This window comes from Stenotrophomonas sp. AC248, assembly GCF_979258185.1.
Genome location: NZ_OZ409840.1, coordinates 2,919,878 through 2,944,729 on the forward strand (window position 1 = coordinate 2,919,878; position 24,852 = coordinate 2,944,729).

The 24,852-nt window shown below is 67.4% G+C and carries 21 protein-coding genes and 2 tRNA genes; 10 read left to right on the forward strand and 13 right to left on the reverse strand.

Features of this window, described 5'->3' with window-relative positions:
• Nucleotides 1-29: 29 nt before the first annotated feature.
• The 3 genes from ACZ0AE_RS13320 to ACZ0AE_RS13330 all read right to left on the reverse strand — a co-directional run bounded on the left by ACZ0AE_RS13320 (nucleotide 30) and on the right by ACZ0AE_RS13330 (nucleotide 6,490).
• Nucleotides 30-1,163 (reverse strand): hypothetical protein, encoded by a 1,134-nt coding sequence (locus tag ACZ0AE_RS13320; protein ID WP_463601347.1) that lies wholly within the window; start codon nucleotides 1,161-1,163, stop codon nucleotides 30-32.
• A 162-nt stretch (nucleotides 1,164-1,325) separates the two neighbouring features.
• Entirely contained in the window at nucleotides 1,326-3,653 is a 2,328-nt protein-coding gene (locus ACZ0AE_RS13325) for a TonB-dependent receptor (RefSeq protein ID WP_447594807.1), read from the reverse strand.
• A gap of 287 nt (nucleotides 3,654-3,940) precedes the next feature.
• Complete coding sequence (locus ACZ0AE_RS13330) at nucleotides 3,941-6,490, reverse strand: Cache 3/Cache 2 fusion domain-containing protein (protein WP_463601348.1); 2,550 nt, start codon at nucleotides 6,488-6,490, stop codon at nucleotides 3,941-3,943.
• Nucleotides 6,491-6,860: 370 nt separating this feature from the next.
• Here ACZ0AE_RS13330 and ACZ0AE_RS13335 point away from each other — a divergent pair.
• Nucleotides 6,861-6,936 (forward strand) — tRNA-Ala (locus tag ACZ0AE_RS13335).
• Here the strand turns inward: ACZ0AE_RS13335 and ACZ0AE_RS13340 are convergent.
• Nucleotides 6,907-7,707 (reverse strand): hypothetical protein, encoded by an 801-nt coding sequence (locus ACZ0AE_RS13340; protein WP_448134076.1) that lies wholly within the window; start codon nucleotides 7,705-7,707, stop codon nucleotides 6,907-6,909. The two genes, ACZ0AE_RS13335 and ACZ0AE_RS13340, sit on opposite strands and share 30 nt — an antisense overlap.
• Here ACZ0AE_RS13340 and ACZ0AE_RS13345 point away from each other — a divergent pair.
• The 3 genes from ACZ0AE_RS13345 to ACZ0AE_RS13355 all read left to right on the forward strand — a co-directional run bounded on the left by ACZ0AE_RS13345 (nucleotide 7,706) and on the right by ACZ0AE_RS13355 (nucleotide 8,929).
• Nucleotides 7,706-7,927 (forward strand): N-acetylmuramoyl-L-alanine amidase, encoded by a 222-nt coding sequence (locus tag ACZ0AE_RS13345; RefSeq protein WP_081797169.1) that lies wholly within the window; start codon nucleotides 7,706-7,708, stop codon nucleotides 7,925-7,927. The two genes, ACZ0AE_RS13340 and ACZ0AE_RS13345, sit on opposite strands and share 2 nt — an antisense overlap.
• The gene (locus tag ACZ0AE_RS13350; RefSeq protein ID WP_185753473.1) at nucleotides 7,896-8,168 is read left to right on the forward strand and encodes an N-acetylmuramoyl-L-alanine amidase; all 273 of its coding nucleotides are present in this window, start codon (nucleotides 7,896-7,898) and stop codon (nucleotides 8,166-8,168) included. Before ACZ0AE_RS13345 ends, ACZ0AE_RS13350 begins: the two co-directional genes overlap by 32 nt.
• A gap of 140 nt (nucleotides 8,169-8,308) precedes the next feature.
• Entirely contained in the window at nucleotides 8,309-8,929 is a 621-nt protein-coding gene (locus ACZ0AE_RS13355) for a hypothetical protein (protein ID WP_463601349.1), read from the forward strand.
• 48 nt (nucleotides 8,930-8,977) lie between these two features.
• Here the strand turns inward: ACZ0AE_RS13355 and ACZ0AE_RS13360 are convergent, their stop codons facing one another.
• Together ACZ0AE_RS13360 and ACZ0AE_RS13365 are read right to left on the reverse strand one after the other, a co-directional pair.
• The gene (locus ACZ0AE_RS13360; RefSeq protein ID WP_463601350.1) at nucleotides 8,978-9,142 is read right to left on the reverse strand and encodes a hypothetical protein; all 165 of its coding nucleotides are present in this window, start codon (nucleotides 9,140-9,142) and stop codon (nucleotides 8,978-8,980) included.
• 136 nt (nucleotides 9,143-9,278) lie between these two features.
• A complete protein-coding gene (locus tag ACZ0AE_RS13365; protein ID WP_463601351.1) occupies nucleotides 9,279-10,301 on the reverse strand; it encodes an NADP-dependent oxidoreductase in 1,023 nt (340 codons plus the stop codon).
• Nucleotides 10,302-10,518: 217 nt separating this feature from the next.
• Between ACZ0AE_RS13365 and ACZ0AE_RS13370 the strand changes: the two genes are divergently transcribed.
• Complete coding sequence (locus ACZ0AE_RS13370; RefSeq protein WP_463601352.1) at nucleotides 10,519-10,914, forward strand: hypothetical protein; 396 nt, start codon at nucleotides 10,519-10,521, stop codon at nucleotides 10,912-10,914.
• A 25-nt stretch (nucleotides 10,915-10,939) separates the two neighbouring features.
• Here ACZ0AE_RS13370 and ACZ0AE_RS13375 read toward each other — a convergent pair whose 3' ends face one another.
• Both ACZ0AE_RS13375 and ACZ0AE_RS13380 read right to left on the reverse strand, forming a co-directional pair.
• Complete coding sequence (locus ACZ0AE_RS13375) at nucleotides 10,940-11,671, reverse strand: hypothetical protein (protein ID WP_463601353.1); 732 nt, start codon at nucleotides 11,669-11,671, stop codon at nucleotides 10,940-10,942.
• A 46-nt stretch (nucleotides 11,672-11,717) separates the two neighbouring features.
• On the reverse strand, nucleotides 11,718-12,530 hold the full coding sequence (locus ACZ0AE_RS13380; RefSeq protein ID WP_463601354.1) for an AraC family transcriptional regulator: 813 nt from the start codon (nucleotides 12,528-12,530) through the stop codon (nucleotides 11,718-11,720).
• A 73-nt stretch (nucleotides 12,531-12,603) separates the two neighbouring features.
• On the opposite strand from ACZ0AE_RS13380, the gene ACZ0AE_RS13385 reads away from it, so the two are divergent.
• From ACZ0AE_RS13385 to ACZ0AE_RS13400, 4 genes are all read left to right on the forward strand, one after another.
• Nucleotides 12,604-13,779 carry a YbfB/YjiJ family MFS transporter gene (locus tag ACZ0AE_RS13385; protein WP_463601355.1) on the forward strand — a complete coding sequence of 392 codons (1,176 nt, stop codon included), beginning with the start codon at nucleotides 12,604-12,606 and terminating at the stop codon, nucleotides 13,777-13,779.
• Between the two features lie 195 nt (nucleotides 13,780-13,974).
• A tRNA-Phe gene (locus ACZ0AE_RS13390) sits at nucleotides 13,975-14,050 on the forward strand.
• A gap of 90 nt (nucleotides 14,051-14,140) precedes the next feature.
• Complete coding sequence (locus ACZ0AE_RS13395) at nucleotides 14,141-14,440, forward strand: hypothetical protein (protein WP_463601356.1); 300 nt, start codon at nucleotides 14,141-14,143, stop codon at nucleotides 14,438-14,440.
• A 204-nt stretch (nucleotides 14,441-14,644) separates the two neighbouring features.
• Nucleotides 14,645-15,184, forward strand: a complete 540-nt coding sequence (locus ACZ0AE_RS13400) for a lipocalin family protein (protein WP_463601357.1) — start codon at nucleotides 14,645-14,647, stop codon at nucleotides 15,182-15,184.
• Here the strand turns inward: ACZ0AE_RS13400 and ACZ0AE_RS13405 are convergent.
• The 5 genes from ACZ0AE_RS13405 to ACZ0AE_RS13425 form a co-directional block, all read right to left on the reverse strand.
• Nucleotides 15,135-16,673, reverse strand: a complete 1,539-nt coding sequence (locus ACZ0AE_RS13405; RefSeq protein ID WP_463601358.1) for an amidohydrolase — start codon at nucleotides 16,671-16,673, stop codon at nucleotides 15,135-15,137. The two genes, ACZ0AE_RS13400 and ACZ0AE_RS13405, sit on opposite strands and share 50 nt — an antisense overlap.
• The gene (locus tag ACZ0AE_RS13410) at nucleotides 16,657-18,465 is read right to left on the reverse strand and encodes an amidohydrolase family protein (RefSeq protein WP_463601359.1); all 1,809 of its coding nucleotides are present in this window, start codon (nucleotides 18,463-18,465) and stop codon (nucleotides 16,657-16,659) included. Before ACZ0AE_RS13410 ends, ACZ0AE_RS13405 begins: the two co-directional genes overlap by 17 nt.
• A 14-nt stretch (nucleotides 18,466-18,479) precedes the next feature.
• A complete protein-coding gene (locus tag ACZ0AE_RS13415) occupies nucleotides 18,480-19,481 on the reverse strand; it encodes a FecR family protein (protein WP_447594837.1) in 1,002 nt (333 codons plus the stop codon).
• A complete protein-coding gene (locus tag ACZ0AE_RS13420) occupies nucleotides 19,465-20,049 on the reverse strand; it encodes an RNA polymerase sigma factor (RefSeq protein ID WP_137189991.1) in 585 nt (194 codons plus the stop codon). The genes ACZ0AE_RS13415 and ACZ0AE_RS13420 overlap by 17 nt, the downstream gene beginning before the upstream one ends.
• A 61-nt stretch (nucleotides 20,050-20,110) precedes the next feature.
• Nucleotides 20,111-23,464 carry a TonB-dependent receptor gene (locus ACZ0AE_RS13425; protein ID WP_463601360.1) on the reverse strand — a complete coding sequence of 1,118 codons (3,354 nt, stop codon included), beginning with the start codon at nucleotides 23,462-23,464 and terminating at the stop codon, nucleotides 20,111-20,113.
• Nucleotides 23,465-24,357: 893 nt separating this feature from the next.
• On the opposite strand from ACZ0AE_RS13425, the gene ACZ0AE_RS13430 reads away from it, so the two are divergent.
• Complete coding sequence (locus ACZ0AE_RS13430) at nucleotides 24,358-24,846, forward strand: LEA/WHy family protein (protein ID WP_038687337.1); 489 nt, start codon at nucleotides 24,358-24,360, stop codon at nucleotides 24,844-24,846.
• Nucleotides 24,847-24,852: the final 6 nt, after the last annotated feature.

The following is a 24,852-nucleotide window of genomic DNA, read 5'->3' on the forward strand; positions in this document are numbered from 1 at the left end:
AACGGTCGGCTCTACTTGGACGCGAGGAATCAGACGCAGCCGCGCGCTTTCAGCACGGCCCAGCGTTCCGGGCCGATCGCCTTGCGCAGGCCCGGCAACGGATCGATGTTGCCGCTGTTGTCGGCCACCGCCACCACGAAGTCGTCGGTGGTGGTGAGCAGGGCGCGGCGTTCGGGGGCATCCAGCCACGCCGCCACGTTCTTGAGCACGCGCGTGGCCGACGCAGTGCTTTGGCGCAGCTCCATGTACTGGCTGTGGCGTTGGCAGGCCTCGGTCAGTGCCGGCTCGGTAAACCAATGCTCCTCGGTTTCGCCCTGCACGTCACGGATCTCGTCGGGCGCCCACAGGTAATACCGCGCTTCGTCATCGCCACGGTCCAGCACCGCCTGGCGATACGGCTGCCGGCCCCACACCAGGAACGGCGGCCAGGCCGCGGTGGTGTCCTCGGCGGTGAAACACAGCAGCAGGCAGTACAGCGGTTCGCCGGCGGGAATGCGTGGCAGCTGCGCGCTGATCGCCTCGATCAGCAACCGCTCCACCTCGGCGGTCACCGTGGCCAGGGTTTCGCCCGGACGCGGGCGCTGGTACTCCAACCGGCTTTTGCCGTTGCGGCGCCCCTTGGCATCCAGATACTCCAGCACGATCCTGTCGAGCTGACCGGCGTCGTTGTAGGTGTAGACGTTCTGGCACCACCAGGTACCCTCGCGCTTGGACCAGTTCTCGATCACCACGCGCTGCAGCTGGTCGCCCTCCCAATGGTAGGTCTCGTTGAAACCGCGATCGTCGGTGATCAGGTCCAGCCCCTGCAGCTTGCCGTCGTGCTCGCGCCATTCCCATCCCGATGCGATGTCACCGTCGTCAAACGACAGACTATGGCGCACGCCGGGTGCATGCAGCCACGCCGTGATCGTGCCGCGCGTTCCGCATTCAATCACTACCCGCCCCTGCGCATCGAAGCCATGGCATACGTGCCTGGCGGGGTCCGCCTTGTCATCGATGACCCACCGCGCCTTGGGCCCGCCCTGCTTCTCCTGCAGGAACGGCGTGGCGAAGGCCATCGACTCGGTCGCCCAGCGCCACTGCACCACTGCGGCCTTGCAGGTGGCCACCAGCGTCCTGGCCGCGGCGGGATCGGCGTAGGTCGTGTAAAGCTGCCGGAGCATCGTCAAGGTCCTTTCAACGTGGGGCATCGGGGCAACCGCGCGTCCGATGCGGGCCGGGGACCATAGCACGCAACGCACAACGCCCTGCATGGGCAGGGCGTTGTGGGATTACCTCAGCGGCAGCGTCGGCAGCGCGCGTACGCGCCGCCGATACAGCCGACCTTACCAGTTCATGTTGAGCGAAACGCCCACGGTGCGCGGTTCGTTGTACACCGCCGCCATGTAGTTCTCGATCACACCCTTGAGGTTCTTCTCATTGGTGATGTTGCGCGCGAACAGGGCCACTTCCCACGCGCCGTAGTTGCCCGAATAGCCCAGCTTCAGGCCACCTTCGAAGCTGCCCTTGGAGTTGAACTCGGCCGAGTCGTACAGCACGAAGCTGGTGTAGCCCTGCTTGTTCCAGTCGGTGGACACGAAGAACACATCGCTGTCGTTGACCGGCACGTCGTAGCGCGCGGCCAGGTTGATGTTGTACTTCGGCGCGTTCGGCAGCGGGTTGCCGTTGATCTGGGCGAACGTGTTGGCGCCAACCTTGATGGTCGGGTCGTTCACGGTGCACACCACCGCGCCGTTCAGGGCGCAGACCTGGGCATACACGCGGTCGTCCTGGATCTCGCTGTGCAGCAGGCTCACGCCGGCGCTCAGGCTCAGGTTCGGAATCGGGCGCAGCTGCATGTCCGCTTCCAGGCCGTAAGCCTTGGCCTTGTCAGCGTTGAACAGCACGCCGTTGCCGTCCGAATCGTTGCCGTTGAGCTGGATGTCGTTGACCACGTAGGTGAACGCGGCCGCGTTCACGCGCAGGCGGTTGTCCCACAGGCTGCTCTTGATGCCCGCTTCCCAGGACAGGATGGTTTCCGAATCGGCGGTGGTGAAGTCGGCGTTGAACACCGCCGAACGGCCCTGGATGGTCGGGCCACGGAAGCCACGGGCCACGCGCGCATACACGCTGAACTGCGGGTTGAACGCGTACATCGCGCTCACGTCCCAGCTCGGGGTGGTGTCGGCCATTTCCACGTCGGTGCGACCCTTGTAGGTCACCACGCCGGCGGCGGTGTCGGCGGTCTTGAGCAGGCGGGTGTGCTTCTCGTCGCGGGTCTGGCGCACGCCGGCGGTCAGGGTGAACTTGTCGGTCACGTCATAGCTGACCTGGCCGAAGCCGGCCCAGGAGGTGTTGACGTTGCGCAGGCGCACCCAGTTGTTCGGGTTGCGTGCGTTGCCCTGCAGGAACCAGGCGCGCTGGTAAAAATCGGTGGTGTCGCGGCCATCGAAGTAGAACGCGCCCACCTGCCACTTCAGGCGGTTGTCATCGCCATTGGCCAGGCGCACTTCCTGGGTCCACTGGTCCAGGTCGCGGATCTGACCCATCGACTGGCCATAGCCGTTCGGCAGGCCGTTGACCGGGTAGTTCACCGCCGCGCCACCGTCGGTGTCGCCGCGGCTGTAGCCGGAGGTGGTTTCGTAGGCGGTGATCGAGGTCAGCGACAGGTCGCCGAAATCGTAGACGGCCTTCACCGAACCGCCGTAGGTCTTGTAGGACTGCGGGTTGTTGTCGGCTTCGTCGTAGGCCACGCGGTCACGCGCCACGTCGGTCTTGTTGGAGCCCTTGGTGATCGCGCCACGCAGGAACAGGGTCGAGGTGCCGTCGTAGTCGCGCGCGTGGGCCGAGGCCAGCAGCGAGAAGTTGTCGGTCGGCTGCAGCAGCAGCTGGGCGCGCACGTTGCGGTCGTCGAAGCCGCCCATCGCATTCTTGCGCGGGGCCACGGTGCCATCGGCGCTGGGGCCGGTGTAGGTGTTGTCGACGTAGTCATCGCGGTGCTGGTACAGCGCCGAGACGCGGAACGAGGCGATGTCGTTGATCGCACCGCCCACGCCGCCGTCGATGGCCACGCTGCCGAAGCTGCCGTAGCTGGCCTGCACGCGACCGCTGGACTCCTGGCTGGGCTTGATGGTGTCGAACTTGACGATGCCGGCGGTGGTGTTGCGGCCGAACAGCGTGCCCTGCGGGCCGCGCAGCACTTCGATCTGGTCCACGTCATAGACCGGGTTGGACTTCAGCACCACGTGCTCCAGCACCACGTCGTCCTGGATGATCGACACCGGCTGCGAGGCACCCAGGTAGAAGTCGATGTTGCCCAGGCCACGGATGTAGAAGCGCGGGAAGATGCGCCCGGTGGTGGTCTCGGCGTAGAAGCTGGGCACCTTGCCCGACAGCGCCAGCAGGGTGTCATCGCCGCCGGCGGTGTAGTCGCGGATCTGCTCGCCCTGCACCACGCCCACCGACACCGGCACTTCCTGCAGGTTGCGCTCGCGGTGGTCGGCGTTGACGGTGATGGTGTCCAGCGAGGTCGGCGACGCGTCCTGTGCCATCGCGGTGCCGGCCAGGCCGAACAGCGAGGCGGTGGCGCAGGCCAGCGCCAGTGCATGGCGGCGCGGCAGCGCGGTGGAATGACGGGACGGCAGCGACGCGGAGGTGGTGCGGAAGGCAGGCATGCAGGGGTCTCGGGGAGTACAGATCGGGTGGCGTGGGGTACACGCGGATGAACAACATCGGCACCGCTGTCTTCACAGCGATGGGGCACGGTATTGCGTGGATGTTGCAGGCTGGTTGCAGGGCGATGCGGGGGACGGCCGTCCATCCCCTACCCTGGTCTGCTGGCTGAGCCGCCGGGAATTCTGGCGCGGATTATGCCCGCTCGGCGCAGTGGCCGGTAGGCTTGACGCTGTGCCGGATCTGGTCAGCGGCGCGCGGCCGGGGCTGCGCGCGCCGCCAGGCAGGCTCAGGCCGCGGCCGGACGGCGCACGGCGGCCGCCGGGGCGGCCAGTCGGAAGCGGCCCACCGTGTGCTGCAGGTCGGCCGATTGCGCGTTCAACGCCCGGGCCGCTGCCGACGCTTCTTCCACCAGCGCCGCGTTCTGCTGGGTGACCCCGTCCATCTGCACGATGCCCTGGTTGACCTGCTCGATGCCGGCGGCCTGTTCCTGGCTGGCGCTGGCGATTTCCTCGATCAGCCCGCCCAGTTCACCCACCGACGCCACCACCCGCTGCAGCGTCTGCCCGGCCTGGTGGGCCAGCTGGCTGCCCTCGGCCACCTGGGTGCTGGAGGCCTCGATCAGCCCCTTGATCTCGCGTGCGGCCTGGGCCGAACGCTGCGCCAGCGCGCGCACTTCGGAGGCGACCACGGCAAACCCGCGCCCTTCTTCGCCCGCCCGCGCCGCTTCCACCGCCGCGTTCAACGCCAGGATGTTGGTCTGGAAGGCGATTCCGTCGATGACCGCGGTGATGTCGGCGATGCGCACCGACGCCCCCTCGATGCCGGCCATGGTCTGCACCACCTGCGCCACGGCGGCACCGCCCTGCGCCGCCACCTCGGCGGCCTCGGCCGCCAGCCGGTCGGCACGGCGGGCATGGTCGGCGTTCTGCTTCACCGCCGCGGTCAGCTCTTCCAGCGAGGCGGCCGACTCTTCCAGGCTGGCTGCCTGCTGTTCGGTGCGGCGCGACAGGTCTTCGTTGCCGGCGGCGATCTCCGCCGAGGCCGTGGACACCGACACCGCGGCCTGCTGGATGTCACCGACGATGGCGGTCAGCTGCGCCACGGTCGCATTGGCGTCATCGCGCATGGTGGCGAACACGCCCTGGAACTCGCCCTCGATGCGCCCGCGCAGATCACCGTCGGCCAGCGCGCGCAGCAGCCCGGACAGCGCCGCCAGGTTGTGGTCGGCGGTGACCATCAGGGTATTGAGGCCCTCGACCATCACGCGGAAGTCGTGCTGGTAGGCATCGGCGTCGCCGCGCACGCTGAAATCGCCGTCTGCCGCCGCCGCGACCAGCCGCTTGATCTCGCCGTTGATCGCCTGCAGGCGACCGCGCACCCCGTTGACCGCCTCGGTGATGCGCGCCTTCTCGCCGGGCAGCGCTTCCATCGCCTCGGACAGGTCGCCGTCGGCGTAGGCCCGGACCAGCGCGACCATGCGCATCTTGGTGCTGATGTGGGCATCGACCAGGGCATTGGTGCCGCTCACCATCGTGCCGAACTCGCCCTCGAAGCGGCCGGCATCGATGCGGTGGCTGATCGCGCCGTCGGCATGGCGCTGGCTCATGTCGTTCTGCGCATCGATGATCTCGCGCAGCTTGCCCTGCATCTGCGCCAGCGCGCCCATCAGCTGCCCCACCTCGTCCTGGCCCTGGACCACGATGGTCCGGTCCAGGCGACCGGCAGCGACATCACGCGCCACCTGCCCGGCCTGCGCAAGCGGCACGCTCAGCATGCGCCGCACCACCACCAGCAGCGCCACGATCACCGCCAGCAGGCCGAACCCGGCGACCAGCGCGATGTGCAGCATCAGCCGGTGCAGCACACTCTGCAGCACCGACACCGGCTCCAGCCCCAGCACCGCCCACTTCCAGGGGCCATACGCCTGGGCCGACACGAAATAGGCCTGCGCCGGGCCATCGGCCGCGGTGCGCAGGTGCAGCGTGGCCTGCTCGGCCTGGCCCGCCAGCAGCGCCTCCAGCGCGGGCAGGTCCGCCGCGTCCACCTGCGTGGCCAACAGCTCGCCCTCGGCCGACGGTGCGGCGATCAGGCTGCCGAAGCGCTCGCCGGGCCGGGTATCCACGGCCAGGAAGTGGCCCTGCTTGCCCAGCTGCGCGGTGCGCAGGCGCGCCTTCAATGCGGCCAGGCCGTCGGAGTAGTTCTGCCCCACGAACGCGATCCCCACCACCTCGCCGGCCGCGTTGGTGATTGGCGTGTAGTGGGTCATGTAGTCCACTCCGAACAACCGCGCCGGGCCGGTATAACGCCCGCCTTTCAACAGCGAGGCGTAGGCCGGGTTGGCGTGGTCCAGCGCGGTGCCCAGCGCGCGGGCGCCCTCGGCGTTGCGCAGCGAGGTGGACACGCGCACGAAGTCGTCGCCTTCGCGCACGAACACGGTGGCCACGCCCCCGGTGGCGGCAGCGAAGCGGTCCACCGCCGATTCCTGCAGGTTGATCGCCTGCGTGCCCAGGCGCAGCGTCGGCACCTGGCGCTCGCCCACGGTGACCGGCGCGGCGGCATCCAGGCTGGCGTCGCCATCAGGCAACAGCGCGCGGAAGGTGCCGGCCATGCGTTCGGTGCTGTCGCTGAGGCTGCGGTCGTACAACTCGACCGAATCACGCATCAATGCAGTGGACGACTGCAGGCCGGCCTGCACGCGCTGTTCGTAGCTGTGCGCAACCTGGCGGTAGATCAGCGCCGCCAGCAGGACGAAGGCAACGGCAGTGATCAGGCCCATCAGCAGCGCGAGGCGCGCGCCGATGGAGGAGGAGAAAACGGTGGCGGCACGGGTCGTCATCGTTGGTACTCGGAAGGGAAAAGTGTGGGATGTTCGTCACACTTCTTATCGGCACCCTTTTTGGTCCTCTTTACCTTTTCCGGGCTAGTCCTTTCGTACTAGGGCAAAACGCCAAGTCCTTGTTTTTGCTTGTATTGGATCGTGACAAGTCTTCACAAACCCCGAGCTGCGTTCAGAAACGGGAGCGGCGGCCGAGAACGGAGCGCCGCGCGCGGACTGAAGGCGCCGTAGGCCAAGACCGCCTCGCCTCCGCCCTCGGCCCGCGTTGCGCTGTGCACCTGCCGGCGCCGCCGCCCCTTGGCAGCGGCCCATTCACGGCGCTAGACTAGGTGCATCGCGAGGCAACGCCCACGCGGTCTGCACCATCCGTGGGGCCATAGCTCAGCTGGGAGAGCGCGTCGTTCGCATCGACGAGGTCAGGAGTTCGATCCTCCTTGGCTCCACCACTTATTCAGCCCGACAGGGCATTGGAAAGGCCGGAATACCTGCAAAGACAGGGCTTCCGGCCTTTTTCGTTGGACCAGCCCCTCACCGGCAGACTCCAGTTCACCCCCGAGTGAGACCCGCAGCCCCATCCCGTCCGGTGCCGTCCAGAACCTGCCGATACCGGTGCGCTTGTCGAGAAACATGACGTCGAAGGAGCCGGTCACGCGATCATCCATCGCGCTTTGGCACTCGAAGAAGCGGCGCAGAAGGTCAAGATGGTGCGTATCGAACGCGCGGGTGTCGCTGAAGAACAGCGCCGGTCTCAAGCGGCCGTTGAACGCGTTGCATGCGGTCCGGTCCGGTGATCGCTGTTCCTGCATCGAGAAGCACGTACTGATCGGGTCGACGGTTTCCAACCGGATCCTGTGCTCGCCGATGTACACGCCATGCATCTGGAACCCATCAGATGCGGGCAATGTAAAGAAGATGTTCCCTACACACTCACCAGGCGGACTACCTGCGCGAATACGCGCCGCCTTTGCCTCGCTGGCAATCTGCAGCACATCCACACGCGCATTCTGGCGCTCATGGAGCAGAAACAGACGCAGGAAAACCACCATCAACACGACGTCGCCGGAGCCCGCAATAGCCCCGTACTTCCAGCAATAGATTTTCTGATAATTGCGAATAATCACGTGTTCTGTCGCATTTGACCCCCGTGACAGCACGGCGCAATGATCCCCGGCAAGGATCAGATGGTCTTGCACATCGGCCGCAATAATCAGCGTCATGGCAGACGATGAAAACAAAGCCGGAACAGACCGCGCGAATGTAGGCCGCGATAACGGCGCCGACATACTACTCAGCATCCACTTCAACGGAGCCAATGGGATCGCCAGAGGCACGGAGACATTGGTCCGCCCGCGCAGAGACAATGTCAACTTCGCCGAAGACACGGCACTCGCGGAAAGAGTCAACGATGCGACTTTACGGCGCCATCCTCGCCCATGATGCTGGCGCCAGAAATCGCGGTGTAAAGTCCGAAAGGCAGCTTGCGGTCTTGAGTGACCCTCAACTTGGAAACACTGCTTTGTACCACCCGCTTCGCGCTGCGCTGCTGGAGGTCGAATTCATCGATCACGAGGATGTAGACAAGCTCCTGAGCATCACCGATGGATACGAGCAGGTCCGACAGGATATATGCGACGCCATCGCAGCTGCATTACTCGAAGATCTGAGGCGCAACCAATGAAGGAAATCTGACGCATGCATCTCCATTTGCCGTCCCCACTCCGTCAGGCACTACGGTATCCCAGCCTGATCTATGCAGTTCTTATAGCCTGCACCTTGCCGTCGCTTGCGGTTGCAGCCGCCGTAGAAGAGTCGACCGACATGGCACTGTCTTCCGAAGCGCGCTCGAAACAGCTTGCTGTCCCCTACACGCTGCAGCCTGAGAAGCTCCGTGAGACCTCGCGACCCGTCCAGAAGTCGAAACTGTTCAGACTCCTCGCGATCGGATCTGCACAAGCACGAATCGTCAACATGGAGGGTGAGGTAGTCAGGTCATCAGCGCCCAGAGCGAGCATCCAGACCTTGGAGATCAGTCCTGACGAACGCTGGTTTCTTGTAAAGGTGGGTAACGCCGGATATTCGATTGTTTCTGCAAGATCCCTGATGGATATGGCGAAGCCTCCGATGCATCCGGAGGGCCCAGAGGACGCCACCAACTTCAGCTGGAAGATTTTCGACAACAACCATCTCATCGGGCAGGCCGACCTCCCTTCGCTGGACACCGAAGGCCTGACGGCTGCCGAGGTGGAGTCGCTTCCTCCCCGGGACACACTGATCTACCTGTACACCATCTCCAGCAACACCATGACCCCCATCCAAGTCGACGACACACTCTCTCGTCCATTCCATATCACAGGCGTCACCGACGGCCAGGTCGAGCTGCTGCACTACGTCACTTCGGAGATATTTGGCGCGAGGATTGTCCCGGTTCCCGCCCAGTGACCTCAGCAGCCGCGGGTCACTGGGCGTTGCAGCCCGTCTTCAAACCCGTCAATCGTCTCCCTGGTCCTTGCGCTCCGGGCGCCGGGTTTCCGCGTCATGGATGGCCTGGTCGGTCTGGCCCGGGCGCTGTTTGGCCACTTCGTCCTGCTTGCGGTCCTGCTGGGCTTCCTTGGTGCCTTGCTGCTGGCCCTGCTGCTTGTCGTTGCTGGTCATGCTGGGTACTCGCTGTGGCTGTGTCACGGGGATAGCTGCCAGCCTAGCCAGCGCGGGGTGATGCGCCGGTCACGGACCCGTGTGGGCCATGGCAACGCCGCTGCGCTCGAACGCACCTGCCCGCGCACCGCACCGCTCAGTCCAGCTTGACCACCAGCTTGCCGAAGTTGCGCCCCTTGAGCAGGCCGAAGAATGCCTCCGGCGCCTGCGCCAGGCCCTCGACGATGTCTTCGCGATACTGCACCTTGCCCTCCTGCAGCCACCGCGCCATGTCCGTCAGGAACGCCGGGAACAGCGCGTGGAAGTCGGACTGGATGAAGCCGCGCACGGTGAGCCGCTGGCGCAGCACCTGGCTCATGAAGCCCGGCAGCCGGTCCGGTCCCGGCAGTACCGCGCCACGTGCGTTGTAGGTGGCGATCGTGCCGCACACCGGAATGCGCGCGAAGTCGTTCAGCAGCGGCACCACGGCCTCGAAGACGTGGCCGCCCACATTCTCGAAGTACACATCGATGCCGTTGGGTACCGCCGCGCGCAACTGGGTTGCGAAGTCGTCGGCGCGATGGTCCAGGGCGACGTCGAATCCCAGCGTTTCAAGGTAGCGGCGCTTCTGCTGGCCGCCGGCAATGCCCACCGTGCGCGCGCCCTGCAGCTTGGCGATCTGCCCTACCGTGGCCCCGACCGGGCCGCTGGCGGCCGCCACCACCAGTGTCTCGCCGGGCTGCAGCCGGCCGATCTCCTGCAGCCCGGCATACGCGGTGAAGCCGGGCATGCCATACACGCCCAGCGCGGTACTGACCGGCAAGCCGGTGTCGTCCAGCGTGCGGGTGATGCTGTCACCGTCCACCACCGCGTGGGTCTGCCAGTTGCCCGTGGCCACGACCTGCGCGCCGACCGCAATGCCAGGATGGTTGGACGCAATCACCTCCGACACCGTGCGCCCTTCCATCACGGCATCAACGGCCACCGGCGCGGCATACGAGGGGCCCTCCTCCATGCGACCGCGCATGTACGGATCCAGCGACAGCCAGCGGTTGCGCAGCAGCACCTGGCCCGGACCCGGCGTCGGCACGGCGACCTGCTCCAGGCGGAAGTTGGCGGCAACCGGTTCGCCCTGCGGCCGCGAGGCCAGGACGACGCGGGTGTTGGTGAGGTCGTTCATCGATGCGCAACTCCATGACAGTGTGTGCTCACGGTAGTCGCTGGCGGGGTGCCTGGGGTGGGGGTAAAACAGCGTTCCATCCGTGCGCTGGCCGCGCGACGCCGCCAGCCCCTGCCCCGCCTGCATCGGTAGTACCGATGCGACAACAGCATTCCACTGGCCACCGCGTGCAAGCCTGCCATGGTCACCGGGAGGCCGCGTAGCGCATCATGGCGCGATGATCGCCCTTGCCCGCCACGTTCGCGCCAACGCCGCGCGCTATCTGCTGCTGTTGATGTCGGCCACCACCGCGCTTGGCCTGGGGCTGTGGGCCGTGCTGGCCACCGAGCCGGGCTGCCTGGCCGCGCAGGGCCATTGGTCGGGCAGTGGCCTGTGCCATACGCGGCTGTGCCTGCTGCAGGGTGACTGCGGGCAGATGGCCACGCCGGTGATCGGTTGCGCACACGTCCGGCCCGGCGACTCCCGCGGCAAGGTGTACTTCCACCTGGGCAACCCGCTGCCCGGCGCACCGGCACTGGCGCACTGGCAGGCGTTCAAGGAAGGCGACGGCATCATCGAAGCGCGCTTCAAGGGTGATCGGCTGGTCAGCCTGGCCTGTCCGCTGGCGAAGTAGCCGACGCGCGCACCTGAAACCGCGCTCAGCCGTTCAACCGCACCGCCTCACGCAGTTCGAACGGTGCCTCGCAGTGTGTACAGCGTGAGCTGCCGAACAGCAACCGTAGCGTGTCGATGAATCCGTCGCGGTGCGCGCGTGCCATCTCCAGCAGCCAGCGCTCCGACTCGGAGGCTGGATTACCGACCGCCGCTTCGATCACCGCCGTACGCACCGCCCCACCCCCTATCCATTCCTCGTGCGTGACGAAGGCCTGCGGCGAGTCGATGACGATGTACAGATCGGTTTGGCATGCCGGGCACACGCCCGACAGTTCGCCTTCCAGCACGCCGGCCAACGCGCGCGACCAGACCCGTTCCCCACCGAACGCCAGGTGGGCCTGCAGCAGGTGCAGGAACGACGCGTCGGGCAGGTCGTCCTGGGCAACCTCGCGCAGGGTCTGTGCGGCGCAGTCCTGCAGCAGCGGCAGCAGCTGCGGATGGCCCGGCACCTGCACCGGCGCGCTGTCGGCATGGCTGACGATGGCGCCCGCCAGCAACAACGGCTCGATCCGCTGCGCCGGCACCGCGTTCAGCGCGGCACGCAGCAGATACGGAAGCGCCTGCAGGCTGGCCGAGTACACCGTGGACTGGTGGCACAGGTGTGACCACAGCACATCCCAGTCCACTTCGCCGGTTCCGGCATCCAGTTCCTCGAGCATCGCGCCCACGGTGGCGGCGCTGCCGTAGGCATCGTCCAGTGCGTTCCAATCGGGCATTGCCGTGCTCCAGCGTGTGCAGGGGTAGCCCGACAGTGTGCGACGGTCAGCGTGTTCGCCGCCACTGCAACGGGCTGATCCCCATTTCCACCCGGAACATGTAGTTGAACGCGGACGCCGATGCATAGCCCAGTTCGTGCGCGATCACGGTGGGCGAACGCCCCTGCGCCAGCCATTCGATCGCACGCAGCAGGCGCAACCGCGTACGCCACGCGCGCAGGGTCATGCCGGTCTCACGCTCGAAGTGCCGCGCCAGCGTGCGCGTCGATGCACCCAGCCGGTTGGCCCAGTACGCCATGTCGCGCTCGTCGCCGGGGTGGTCGTGCAGGGTCTGGCACCAGCGCTGCAGGCGTGCATCCTGTGGCCACGGCAGGTGCAGCAGGTGGCGCGGCTGGCGGCGCAGCTGGGTGGTGATCAGGCGGCACAGCGTGAGGTAGTAGTCCGGGTCGTGGTCGGCCGTGGTGCGGTCCAGTTCCACGATCAGTTCCCGCAGCAATGCCGACACCTCCAGCACCACGCAATGGTCGGGCATGCCCAGCGCCGCGTCGTCGGCCACATAGAGGTTGCGGAAGGCCGCCGCGCCCAGGGCGCCGGTGTGGTGCAGCATGCCGGTGGGCACCCACAGCGCCTGCTGCGGGGTGATCACATGGCGCGCGTGCGCGGCACTGACCTGCAGCACACCGTCGGTGGCGAACACCAGCTGGTTCCAGGGATGCGCGTGTGGTGGAAAACGCTCGCCGGCGGCCAGCTGCTGGCTGCGCGCCACCACCGGCCACGGCAGCTGCCGCAGCGCCGGTACCGGGACTTCGCGCCAGGGCTGCACCTGCGTGGACGGCCGGGATTGTCGCTTGGTCGACATGATGGGTCATTCTATCGAAAGACAGTCAGGCCCCGTGCGCTGAGGATGGGCCAACCCCCTGCTGCCTGTCGCCATGCCCGTCCTCCCCTCTGCTGCGCCCGCACGCCGCCCCTGGCAGGTCATCGGCGCCGGCATCTGCGCGCTGGTGCTTACCGTAGGTCTGGCCCGCTTCGCCTACACCCCGTTGCTGCCGCTGATGCGGGTGGACGCCGGGCTCAGCGCTGCCCAAGGCGGCTGGCTGGCCACCTTCAACTACCTGGGCTACCTGCTGGGCACGCTGCTGGTGGCGCGGGTGGGCGACATGCGGCAGAAGTTCCACTTCTACCGGGTGGGCCTGGTGCTGGCCGTGCTGGCCACCGGGCTGATGGGGCTCACCACTACGCCCTGGCTATGGAGCCTGCTGCGCTTCATGGCGGGCCTGTCCAGCACGGCCGGGCTGCTGCTGGCCTCGGGACTGGTGCTGAACTGGCTGCTGGCACAGGGCCTGCGCCCGCGGTTGGGCCTGCATTTTGCCGGGCTGGGGCTGGGCATCGCGGTGTCCGGTATGGCCACCGCTGCGCTGGCCGGGCATGCCAGCTCCAGCGGCCAATGGATCTGGCTGGCCGCCCTGGGGGTGCTGTTCCTGGTGCCGGCCTGGTTTTGGATGCCTGCGCCGGGCACGGGATCGGCCCAGGCCACGGGCACCGCGCCCACCCCGCCCGGCCGGCGCTGGCGCTACCTGCTGGTCGCCGCCTACTTCTGCGCCGGCTTCGGCTTCGTGGTCAGCGCCACCTTCATCGTGGCCATCCTGGAACAGACCGCCGTGTTTGACGGCCATGGCAGCGCGGTTTGGGTGCTGGTCGGGCTGGCCGCCGTGCCCTCCACCTTCGGCTGGGACCGGCTGGCGGCGCGGCTGGGCCTGATCCGTGCGCTGATGCTGGCTTTCGCGCTGCAGGCTGTCTCCTTCGTATTGCCGCTGCTGGATGACGGACTGCTGGCCGGGCTGGGCAGCGCCGTGCTGTTCGGCCTCACCTTCGCCGGCATCGTCAGCCTCACCCTCACCGTGGTCGGCCGCCATTACCCACGCAACCCCGCCAAGGCGATGGCCAACCTGACGTTGAGTTACGGCGTGGCGCAGATCCTGGCCCCGGCACTGGCCGGCACCCTCGCCCGCGACAGTGGCTCCTACCAGGCATCGTTGCTGCTGGCCGCGGTGATCATGGCCATCGGCATCGTGCTGCTGTGGTGCATGCCCGACGACACGCACTGAGCGCAGCGCGCGAGGTGCGGACTGAACCGATGTTCATGCGCACGGCACCGCGCACGGGCACGCCGGATCAAGCACTTGCAGGCCTTCGCGCGAGGCCTGGCAACAAATGTGAAATTTTTTTCGCGAAACGCTTGCCGAACCCTGCATACCTCCGTATTATTCGCGTCCTCGCCAGCGGCAACGCAGCGATGAAGTGGCCGAGTAGCTCAGTTGGTAGAGCAGGGGATTGAAAATCCCCGTGTCGGCGGTTCGATTCCGTCCTCGGCCACCATGATTCAAGAAGAGCTCGCAGAAATGCGGGCTCTTTTTCTTTGTGCGGTTGTACGGAATCTGCACGGATCCCTTTCCTGCGAGGACGCAGATGCACGCGCGCGACTGGATGATCGAACTGAGGACGCAGCTGCACAATGCGGGCTGGACCGTAAGCAACACGGCCGAGCTGTTCGAGATCGTCCGCAAGGAGATCGAGTGGGACCTGGTGCATGAGTGGTCGGCGAAAACGGACACGCTGGTGTTCTGGCTGCCTTCGCACCCGGGCGAAATGAACACAGTGGCAGATCTTCACTACGTCACCCGCGCGAGCGACGGCGCGCGCCTGGACTTCAGATCGGATGAGGTGCGCTGGCAGGCAGCCATGAAGGCCTTCGTCCGCAGCCTTTAGACCGAACTGCGCGGGACTCAAACGCAACGTGTCGGAAGCGATGCCCGCATTGCGCGTATCGCCGCCAGCCCAATGGGGCCGAAATGTCCACCTGGCTGTCGCGCCTCTCAAGGTGCCGTTCGGGCGCGCCCGCAAATGACAGAAACTTCACACCTCGCCCCTGCCCTGCCCCTAAGCTCGGGCGACCGTTCCGGAGTGCCGTCGATGCGCATGTTCAGCCCGTGGCTTGCCCTGCTTCTCCTGTCTGCAGCCACATCGCTGTGGGCGGCCGAACCCGTGCGCTCGGTGCCCGCCCTGGACATGGGCCGTTACGCGGGCCAGTGGCATGAGATCGCGCACCTGCCGGTGTCGTTCCAGAAGAAGTGCGTGGGCGACATCACCGCCACCTATGCGCTGCGTGGTGACGGCCGCATCAGCGTGCACAACGCGTGCCGCACCGCCGATGGCGAGCGCATCGCCGCCGAAGGCGTGGCGCGCCCGGTAGAGGGCGCGCCGGGCCAGCTGCAGGTGCGCTTCGTCCCCGACTGGCTGGCGTGGGTGCCGCTGGTGTGGGCCGACTACTGGGTGATCGCGCTGGATCCGGAGTACCAGTGGGCACTGGTGGGTGACCCCGACCGCAAGTACCTGTGGATCCTGTCGCGCTCGCCGCGCATGGACGCCACGCAGTTCGACAGCATCAAGGCCAAGGCCGAAGTCATGGGCTACGACCTGGCGCCGTTGAAAGTGATGGCGCCGCTGGATTGAGCGGCGCCGTGCTTGCCTGGTCCTTCGCGCGCACGCGGTAGTCCAGCGGCGGTGTGGTGCGATCCAGCAGCGGCACGTAACGGAACTGCGCGCCCCGCCGCTGTGCGAATTCGTTCTTCGCCGCCGTCACGGTCTGTGGCGACTGCAACAACGCCACCGTGGTCAGCGCCAGCACCTTCGCCGCGGTAAGCGCCCCCTTGGTCCCGATCGGCGCCCCCGAGGCCGCCACCGCCTGCCAGCTGTGCGCCGGCGTGCCGGGCACCCAGGTGGCGGTACTGAGCCCAACGGTGGGCACGTTCCAGCTCACATCGCCCACATCGGTGGATGCGCCCCCGGCCTGATCGTCGCGATACGGCTCCAGCGCGGCCGCAGCGGCCAAAGCAGGACGTTGCTGCAGGGTCTGCTGCAGCTGGGTGGCGAACGCGGTGTCGGCCGCGTCATAGATCACACCACCCACCTGCTGCAGCGAGGCCTGCATGACGCGTCCCAGCGCATCGTTGGGCAGCAGCGAGTACACCCCGCCGGTAGGTTCGAACACCGCCTCGGTGCCGGTGCCCATCGCCGCACCGCGCGCGGCCAGCTGCAGGCGGTCGATCACATCGCGCACCACGGCCGGGTCGACGTGGCGCACGTAGTAGTACGCCTCGGCGGCATCGGGCACCACGTTCGGCGCGGCGCCGCCGTTGCTGATCACGTAATGGATGCGGGTGCCGTCGGGCACGTGCTCGCGCATCATGTTGGCCATGTGGTTGAGCGCTTCCACGCCATCCAGCGCCGAGCGCCCGCGATCCGGGGCCAGCGCCGCGTGCGCGGCGATGCCTTTGAAGCGGAACTTGCCACTGATGTTGGCCAGGCTGGTGCCCTGTGCGGCGGAGTTGGCCGCCGCCGGGTGCCAATGCAGCGCCACGTCCACGTCGTTGAACAGGCCGGCGCGGGTCATGTAGACCTTGCCGCTGCCGCCCTCCTCGGCCGGCGTGCCATACACGCGCACTTCGCCGTCGTGGCCACTGGCCGCGAGCCACTGCGCCACGGCCTGCGCAGCGCCCACCACCGCGGCGCCGAACAGGTTGTGACCACAGGCCTGGCCCGCGTCCTGGCCGGCAATGGGGCTGCGCGTGGGCAACGCCGCCTGCGACATGCCGGGCAAGGCATCCATCTCGGCCAGCAGCGCGATCACCGGTCCGTTGCCGCGCTTGCCGTAGCGGGCCACGAACGCGGTAGGCATGCCTGCCACACCGGCGTCGATGCGAAAACCGGCCTTGCGCAGCTCGTCCTGCAGCAGTGCCGATGACCGGGTTTCCAGGTAGCCCAGTTCCGGCTGTGCCCACAGCTGCTGGCCGACTTCGGCCTGCCGCGTGGCGTAGGCATCCACCGCCGCCAGCACGTCGTGGGAGGCATCGGCGGCCCCTGCGGGCAGGCCCACGGAGCAGGCAAGGACCGCCAGCGCAACCCGTGCACGGCGCAGCACCACGTCAGTAGAACCGGACATTGTCGATCTCGAACCAGATCTTCACGCCCGCGTCGCCGGTGCCGGTGAACACCAGCTGCTGCACGTCATCGCCGCGCCAGGCGGGCAACGGCCCCTTGGCGCGGTACGGCGGCTGGCCCTGCAGCGCATGGAACGGGATCTCCACGGTCTGCCAGCTGCCATTGGTCGTTACCGGCGCGGCCCAGCGGCGGCCCTGCAGGCCGCGCGCTTCCAGGCGCAACGTGGCATCGCCGCGCACCTCCACGCGCACGCCTTTCCAGCCGCGCAGGTCGGCCGGGGCTACCGAACCGCGCGTCAGCGGCAGAATCACGCCTGCATAGGCGTCGTCCTTGCTCGACAGCCGGGCCTGCATCGACAGCGCCTTGCCGCCGCCATCGCGATCGATCACGTCGGTGACCTGCACGGTACGGTCGTTGCCACCGTCGGCATCGTCATTGCGCAGGGTGTCCAGCACGGTGCGCTGGTCGGCACGCTCGAAATCATCCACCAACGCGCCAATGCGTAGCGGCGGCAGCGACGCGGCGTGGTTGCCCGCCGGCAGCTGCACGCCCTTGCCCACCACCTGGCGCCCGGCCACATAGACCTGCTGGGTGTTGCGGATGTCGCCAATGCGCTCCCACGGCTTGCCCGTGACCAGCAGCAGGTCGGCGCGCTTGCCGACCTCGATGCTGCCGCGGTCGTCCAGGGCCAGCGCTTCGGCACTGGCGCGGGTGCCGGCCAGCAGGGCCTCGGTCGGGGTAAGCCCGGCCTGCACGAACAGTTCCAGCTCGCGCAGGGTGGACGCGCCGTGCGGGGTGCCGGTCATGCCGGCATCGGTGCCCAGCACGATCGGAATGCCGGCGTCGTGCAGCGTCTTGACGTTGCGCAGTGCATTGGCGAAGTTCGCCTCGCGCTGGCGGTAGGCCTCGGTGCCGGCGCGGGCCTTGCCGCTGCCATCCACGCGCTCGGGCAGGTACACCGCCAGCGACGGCGAGTAACGGGTGCCGTGCTGTTTCATCAGGGCAATCAGCTCGGCGTCGGCCGGGCCGTCCTGCACGCTGTGCGCCAGTGCATCCACCCCGGCACGCGCGGCGGTCTTGCCGCGCTTGACCATTACCGTGTGGGTGAACACGCGCAGCTGCTGGCGGTGCGCCTCCTCCACGAGGGCGGCCAGGGTTTCTTCGTCCATGCTGCTGTTGTCGGCCGCGTTGGAGTAACGCCAGCCGTCGGTGAACGCCTTGATGAAGTCCGGCTTGTAGGCCGCCACCTGTTTGACCGCTGCGGTGGCCGCTTCGGGCGAGTTGACCCAACGGGTAGTGTTCTCATCCCCCCAGTCGGCGCCGTGACCCAGCGGCGTGCTCATGCGCGCGGCGAACTTCACATCCGGCGCGGCGATGCTCTGCAGCCATGCGCGCCGCGGCGCATAGGCCTCCGGTGGCTGGTGGAAATCGCTCACGGTGGTGACACCTGCGGCCAGGTAGCGGTTGGCGATCTGCGGCAACGTGGCCGGCTCGGCGTTCGGGGTCCAGTGGGTGTGCAGGTCGAACAGGCCCGGCAGCAGCGCCTGGCCCCGCGCATCCACCTGGCGGGTATGCGCCGGCGCCTTGAGATCGGTGCCGATCGCGGCGATGCGCCCATCCTGCACCAGGACACTGGCCGCATAGGGCGCACGCCCGGTGGCGTCGAAAACCATCGCGTTGCGGATCAGCACGTCGTTGTCGGCGGCACTGGCCACCACGCAGGCCTGGCCACTGGCCAGCAACAGGGCGGTCAGCAGCGCCAGCGGGCGCGCACGCGAAACAGTGGCAGTCATTCGGGCATCCCGGTTCATTGCAGTGAGCGCGGCGCGCTGTGGAAGGCGTTGTGCGGCGTGCGCAGCCAGACATCGTTACCCTGCTGGTCCACCTCCAGGCCCAGGCTGAGCGCGACGCTGCGCGCAAAGCCAAGCGGATCGTTGGCCGAGTACAGCCCGACGATGCGACGGCTGCCGACCAGCGGGTCGTCGATCATGATGCGCACGTCGCTGTAGCGCAGGAACTGCGCAGCGGCCACCGACAGCGTGTCGCCGTTGAAGGACAGCATGCCCTCGCGCCACGCCAGCTGCTGGTCCAGGTCATCATGGGCAACGCTCTCGATGCGGATGCCATGGGTGCGGTTGGCCAGTGCACGGTAGTTGGCCTGCAGCCGGGTCGGGGCCACCGCGCCGGTAGCCGTGGCGACATCGACGATGCCCTCGCGCACCAGCACTTCCACCCCGTGCGTGCGTTGTTCGTTGAGGCTCACCGAAAAGCTGGTGCCGACCGCGGTCACCGCGGTATCGCGCGCGGTCACCACGAACGGGCGGGCCCGGTTTTTGGCCACGTCGAACAGGGCTTCGCCGCGCAGCAGGGTGATCTCGCGCCGCGTCCCGGTGTAGTGCACGCGCACCGCCGCGCCCGAATCCAGGGTCACCGCCGAGCCATCGGCCAACGGCACCCGCAGAATCTCGCCCTTGCGGGTGACGTGGTAGTCCCCGGCATCGCTGTGCTCGTGCACGCCCAGCGCCAGCAGGCACAGCGTTGCCGCCAGTCCCATGGCCCATTGCAGCCGCGGCCGTGGGCCGTGCACGCGGGTGTGTGGCACGCGGTCGGCACTGCCCAACGCGCGCGCGCGTCCGGTTCGCGCGTAAACCGCGTGGGCGCGTGCGTAGGCGCCGAAATGGCGGCGGTCGGCGGCCAGCCAGAGGTCACGCTCGGCCACCTCGTCCGGGGCCAGCGCACCGCGATCCTCGCGCGCCACCCACTGCGCGGCCTGGTCATCGATCGGGTTGGTGTCAACGGCGCCGTGCATGAACTGCCTCCGTACTGTCCGGTTTCCCTGTGGACCCTGCATCACCCGCATCCTGTTTCATCGATTCCATCAACAACCGAATACCCTTGCACACGTGCTTTTCCACCGTGTTCTCGCTGATCTGCATGCGCTCGGCGATCTCGCGTTGCGAGAATCCCTCGACCCGTCGCAGGATGAAGGCCTGGCGGCATTTGTCCGGCAACTGCGCGATCAGCGCGGTGACTTTGTTGAGTTCCTGGCGCGAAGACGCCAGCCGTTCCGGTGAGGCGTCCTCACCGGTGATCGGCAGCCGGTCGAACTCGGCCACCATTTCAATCGATACCACCTGGGCGCGTCGCACCTGCTGCAGCACCACCGATTGCGCCACCTGGTAAACGTAGGCGCGCGGTTGCCGCACGTGCGATACGTCGGCCATCGCCGCCAGGATCGCGTAGGTTTCCTGCACCACATCGTCCACGTCCTGCGCCTGCGCCATGCGCCGCCGCAGCCAGTCGCGCAGGCCCCGCTCGCACGGCAGGACATGCTCGGCCAACCACAACGCACGCTCTGCTGCCAATGTTGCGCCCATTTGAACTCCTGCTGCGCTGCCCGGCAGTGACCGGGCAGCGATGTAAGGAACTACCTGCGGATCAGAACGCCTTGGTCACGCTGGCATACCAGTAGCGCGGGTACGCCTGATATACGGCCGAGGAGTAACCATAACTGTCATCGGAGACCGGCGGCCGCTTGTCGGCGATATTGTTGGCCCCCAGCTTGACCGATACCCCGTTGAACAGGCCCTCGCGGTTGAAGTCGTACTTGACGTAGGCGTTGGCCAGCGTCTGCGACTTCACCGTCCACGGCGTGCCATCGGCCAGGGTCAGGCTGGTTTCGTGGTAGCTGCTGGCATAGCGCGCGCTCGCCCCGATGCTGAGGTTCTGGTAGCGCCAGGTGAGCGTGCCGCTCCACTTCCACTGCGGGTTGCCGCCGTCACCGATCAGGTCGCCGCCGCCGGTGATGGCGATGGACGGATCGACCAGGCCGGTGGCCTTGGCGTCTTCCAATGCCTGCAGCGCCGGCGAGCGGTCGCGGTAGAACTCGATCAGGCGGGTGCCGTTGATGCCCACGTCGAACCTGCCGATGCGGGTGTCCGGCGAGCTCCAGGCAACGCTGTAGTCCACGCCGCGCACGGTCTGCGGCTGCATGTTGACGTACTGGTCGGTGACATACAGCACCTTGCCGGCGGCATCCAGGCCGGTACCGGCGAAGCGCGCGATGTCATCGGCGGTGGGGGCGGCGCGGACCACGTTCGGATTGCTGCTGCCCTGCTGGCGCAGCAGATAGTCCAGGATCAGCCCGTTGCCCTCGCCGAACAGGCCGATGATGCCTTCCTGCTCGTACTTGTAGTAGTCCACCGCGAAGGTGAAACGACCGATGTCCTCGGGGATGAACTGCGGCTGGAACACGATGCCGGCGCTGGTATTGGTCGAGGTTTCCGGCTTGAGGTCCGGGTTGCCCGAGCGCCGCGCGGTGGTGGAGGACCGGTAGGTGCTGCCGCAGGCATTGATCGAGGCCAGCGCACCGGAACGCACGTCGGCTTCGCACTGGACGTAGTCGGTGCGCGTGTTGGACCGGCTGACCACGGTGGCGTTGACCTGCTCCAGGTTCGGCGCACGGAAGCCCTTGGCCCACGACGCGCGCACGGTAAGCCCGTCGATCACGGTCCAGCCCAGGGCCAGCTTGGGCTTGGTGACGCTGCCGAAATCGCTGTAGTGCTCGGCACGCCCGGCCACCTGCAGGTCCAGTGCACGCACCAGCGGAATGGACATCTCACGCGACACCAGCGGCACCGAGAACTCGGCGAACAGGCCGGCCACGGTGCGCGACCCTTCGGTATCCGGGGTCGGGCTCACCCCGTACATGTCGCTGGGGTAGCCGATGCCGGTGATGCTGTCGGTATAGGTGATGCTGCCGTCCACGCGCGCATCGCGGTCGTCGCGCTGGGTTTCGCGGCGCACTTCCAGGCCGGTGGCCATGCCCACGTCACCGGCCCAGGTGCGGAACAGGTCCGGGCGCGAGGCCTTCAGGTCCCACAGGTACAGCTCGGTCTCGCTGGTGCGGGTGGCCTTGTAGAAGAACCGGTCCAGCTTGCCGTAGTCGTTGCACCCGCCGCAGAACGGGTTGTAGGCGGCCGAGGTGGCATCGGTCAGCGCCTGCTGGAACAGGGTCATGCTGACCGCGTCCTGGGTATCGACCACCTTGGCCTTGGAATACAGCGCCGCGGTTTCCCAGTCGAAGCCGAAGTGGACGCCGCGCAGGCCGCCCAGCGCACGCACCTGGGTGTTCTTGACGTCGATCTGGGTGGGCCGCTCGAAGCGGTAGCTGCTGATGCTCACCGGAATACCGCCGGCGGCCACGTTGAGGTTGGCCAGCCGGTTGGGGTTGGCGCTGCCGTCGGGCAGCGTGGTGGCGCCAAACGGGTTCCAGTAGTTGCTGGCGGCCACGGTCATCGGCAGTGCGGCAATGGTGTTCACGCCGGACTGCAGGCTGCGGGCCTTGGACTGATACCAGCCGGCTTCGCCGAAGGCGGTGATGCCGTTCTCGAAGTCATGCTTGCCGGTCAGGAACAGGTTGACGCGGTGCACGTCGGGGGTGATCGACAGCGGGAACTGGGCCTGCTGGTTGTCCAGCAGGTTGCGGTCGGCACCGGCGGTGGCCTTGCTGCCGGACTGCACGCACAGGCCATCGGCCACGGTGGCGTTGCAGCCCTCGTTGGTGAGCGGCTGCACGTGGAACGCACCCGCGGCGGTGGTGAGGAAGGTGCTGCCCTGGCGCACGCGCGGGCCGATCGCGGTGAAGTTGCCCCACGGGCTGTTGCTGTTGCGGTTGTCGGTGCCACTCAGCCCTTCGAACGCGGTACCGACGAAGTCCGGCGCGCGGTCCGCGCTGCGGGTCCAGTCCTGGTCGAGCGAGTTCAACCCGGTGGTGGCGTAGTAGTTGAAGGCCAGGGTGACGTTGCTGCGCAGGTCCTGCGAGTTCTTGCCGACCAGGCCGTTGATGCCGATGTCACGCAGGTTGGTGCCTTCGCCGATGCCGCGCTGGACGCTGATGGTGCCGCCGTCCACGTCGTCGCGCAGGACGTTGTTGACCACGCCGGCAACGGCGTCGGTGCCGTAGATGGCGGCCGCGCCGTCAAGCAGCACTTCGACGCGGCGCAGGTTGGCGACCGGGACGGTGTTGGCGTTGTAGGTGAGCACGGGGACGAGGTTGCCGTCGGCCTGGCTGGTGGGATGCACGACGGTGCGGCGGCCGTTGATGAGCAGCAGGGTGTTGCCGACGCCGAGCCCACGCAGGTTGACCGAGGCGATGTCGCCGCGCGCATAGTTGGAACTGTTGCCGCCGTTGGTGCCGCTGAAGGAGACGTCGCCCATCTGCGGGATGGCGCGGTAGAGCTCGTCGCCGGAGACCGCGCCGGTGGCTTCGATCTGTTCGGCCTGCAGGGTGGCCACGGGCAACAGGGCGGCGCTTTTGGCGCCCTTGATCTGGGTGCCGACGACGGTGACCGAGTCGAGCGTGACCGGGGCGCTACGTGCGGCGTCGAGCGGCGCGGGCTCGGGGGCGACGGTGGTGGCCGAGGATTGGGCGGCGAGCAGTGCGGTGCCGCCCAGCGAGGCGAGCAGCGGGCGATCGGCGCGCAGTGTAATGGTACGGCCATCATCGGAGGCGACACTGAGCCCGGTGCCGGCGAGCAGTTGTGCCAGGGCGTGCCGGGCGTCCATCTGGCCCTTGAGGGCGGAGACGGCGATGCCGCCTTCGCCGGCGGCGGGGCTGATGATCTGGATGCCGGCCTGGCGCGCAAACTCGGGCAATGCTTCTTCGATACGCCCCCCGGCGATATCAAAACTGGCCTGCTGGGCCAGGACGGGCGTGACCATGCCCAGCACCGACACCATCAGGCCTCCGCGGATGGCGCGGGCCAACGGCTGCAACTTGTACGAACGCATGGATACTTCCCCGTGAAAGTGAACATGAGCGGCGATGTTTCGTACCCCCCTGAACAATCCAGATGCACCGGCGTGCGTGTTCCGCCACTGCGCCCGGTGATTGGCCGCGCTTTTGTTCCGGTCTGACTTTACGGGGTTGGGGGTGGGTTTGTTTTTTTGAAGCTTTTAAGAGCTCTTTAGAGCCAGGGCCAGAGCCGGAGCCGGAGCCGGAGCCGGAGCCGGAGCCGGAGCGAGAGCCGGAGCTTTGGTGTGCGTGTTGCGCTGGCTGGGCCGGGGCGTGTGGGTGTGCGGGACACGCTGCAAGTACGTCCATGTAAGCTCCTCCACCGCATCCATGCGGTGGAGGGTCCCGCACACCCACACGCCCCGACCCCCGACAGTGAACGGGGGCGCAGGGGAAAAGCGCTGGCCTTTTTGAGGCTGTGTGCTGACGGTGGGAGGGGCCGAGGGAGGGGCCGAGGTGGAAGGTGGAAGGTGGAAGGCGGGATCTGGGATCTGGGTTGGAGTCTGGGTTGGGGTTGGGGTTGGCGTAGGTGCCGAGCAACGCTCGGCACTACCCCTCCCCCTCCTCACCCCGACCCACTGCTCTTGCTCTCACCTACGCGCCGACCATGGCTGGAAGGGTGGGCGTGGGTGGGTTGGCGGGACCGTAGAGCGCCATGGATGGCGCGAACGAGCCTACAGGGACGTACTTGCGGCGTGTCCCGCCAACCCACCCACGCCCGCCCTCCTCACCAAGCCGACGCACCAGCTCTGGCTCTGGCCTTGGCTTTAGGCTTCAGCTTCGAAACAAAAACCCCCTACCCTGCACCCACCAAAACCCAAAGCCAGCACAACCACCATACGCCGTAGTATGCTTTGGCCCACGCGGCACCTGCTCGAGGATTGCGCCCATGTACCACCGCTTCCGTACCGCCCTGCTTGTCGCCCTAGTCGCCGGCAGCACCCTGGCCCTTGCCGCCTGCAACAGTGGCGTGGTCAAGCGCGTCTCGCCTCCCGGTGCCAGCGTCCAGCAGCTCACCGTGCGCGCCGACGGCGGGTGGGATGTTGCCCTGCGCCTGCAGAATTTCAGCTCCATGCCCATGGTCTTCAACGACCTCAGCCTGGCGCTCAAGGTCGGCGATGAAGACGCTGGCACCCTCACTGCCAAACCGGCCGTGTCCATCGGCGGCGTCTCCGCCGAAGTCATCACCCTCCAGCTCCAGCCTGCCTCCGGCGCCCGCCTGGTCGTCGCTGACGCCCTTGCCGGCAACCGCACCCTCGCCTATTCGCTCAAGGGCACGGTCAGCGCCACCCCGCAGGAAAAGAAACTGCGCAGCTTCGATGTCGACAGCCGCAGCACCCTCAACCAGGCCCCCGGCCTGCCCGGCGTGCTGCGCTGACCCGCG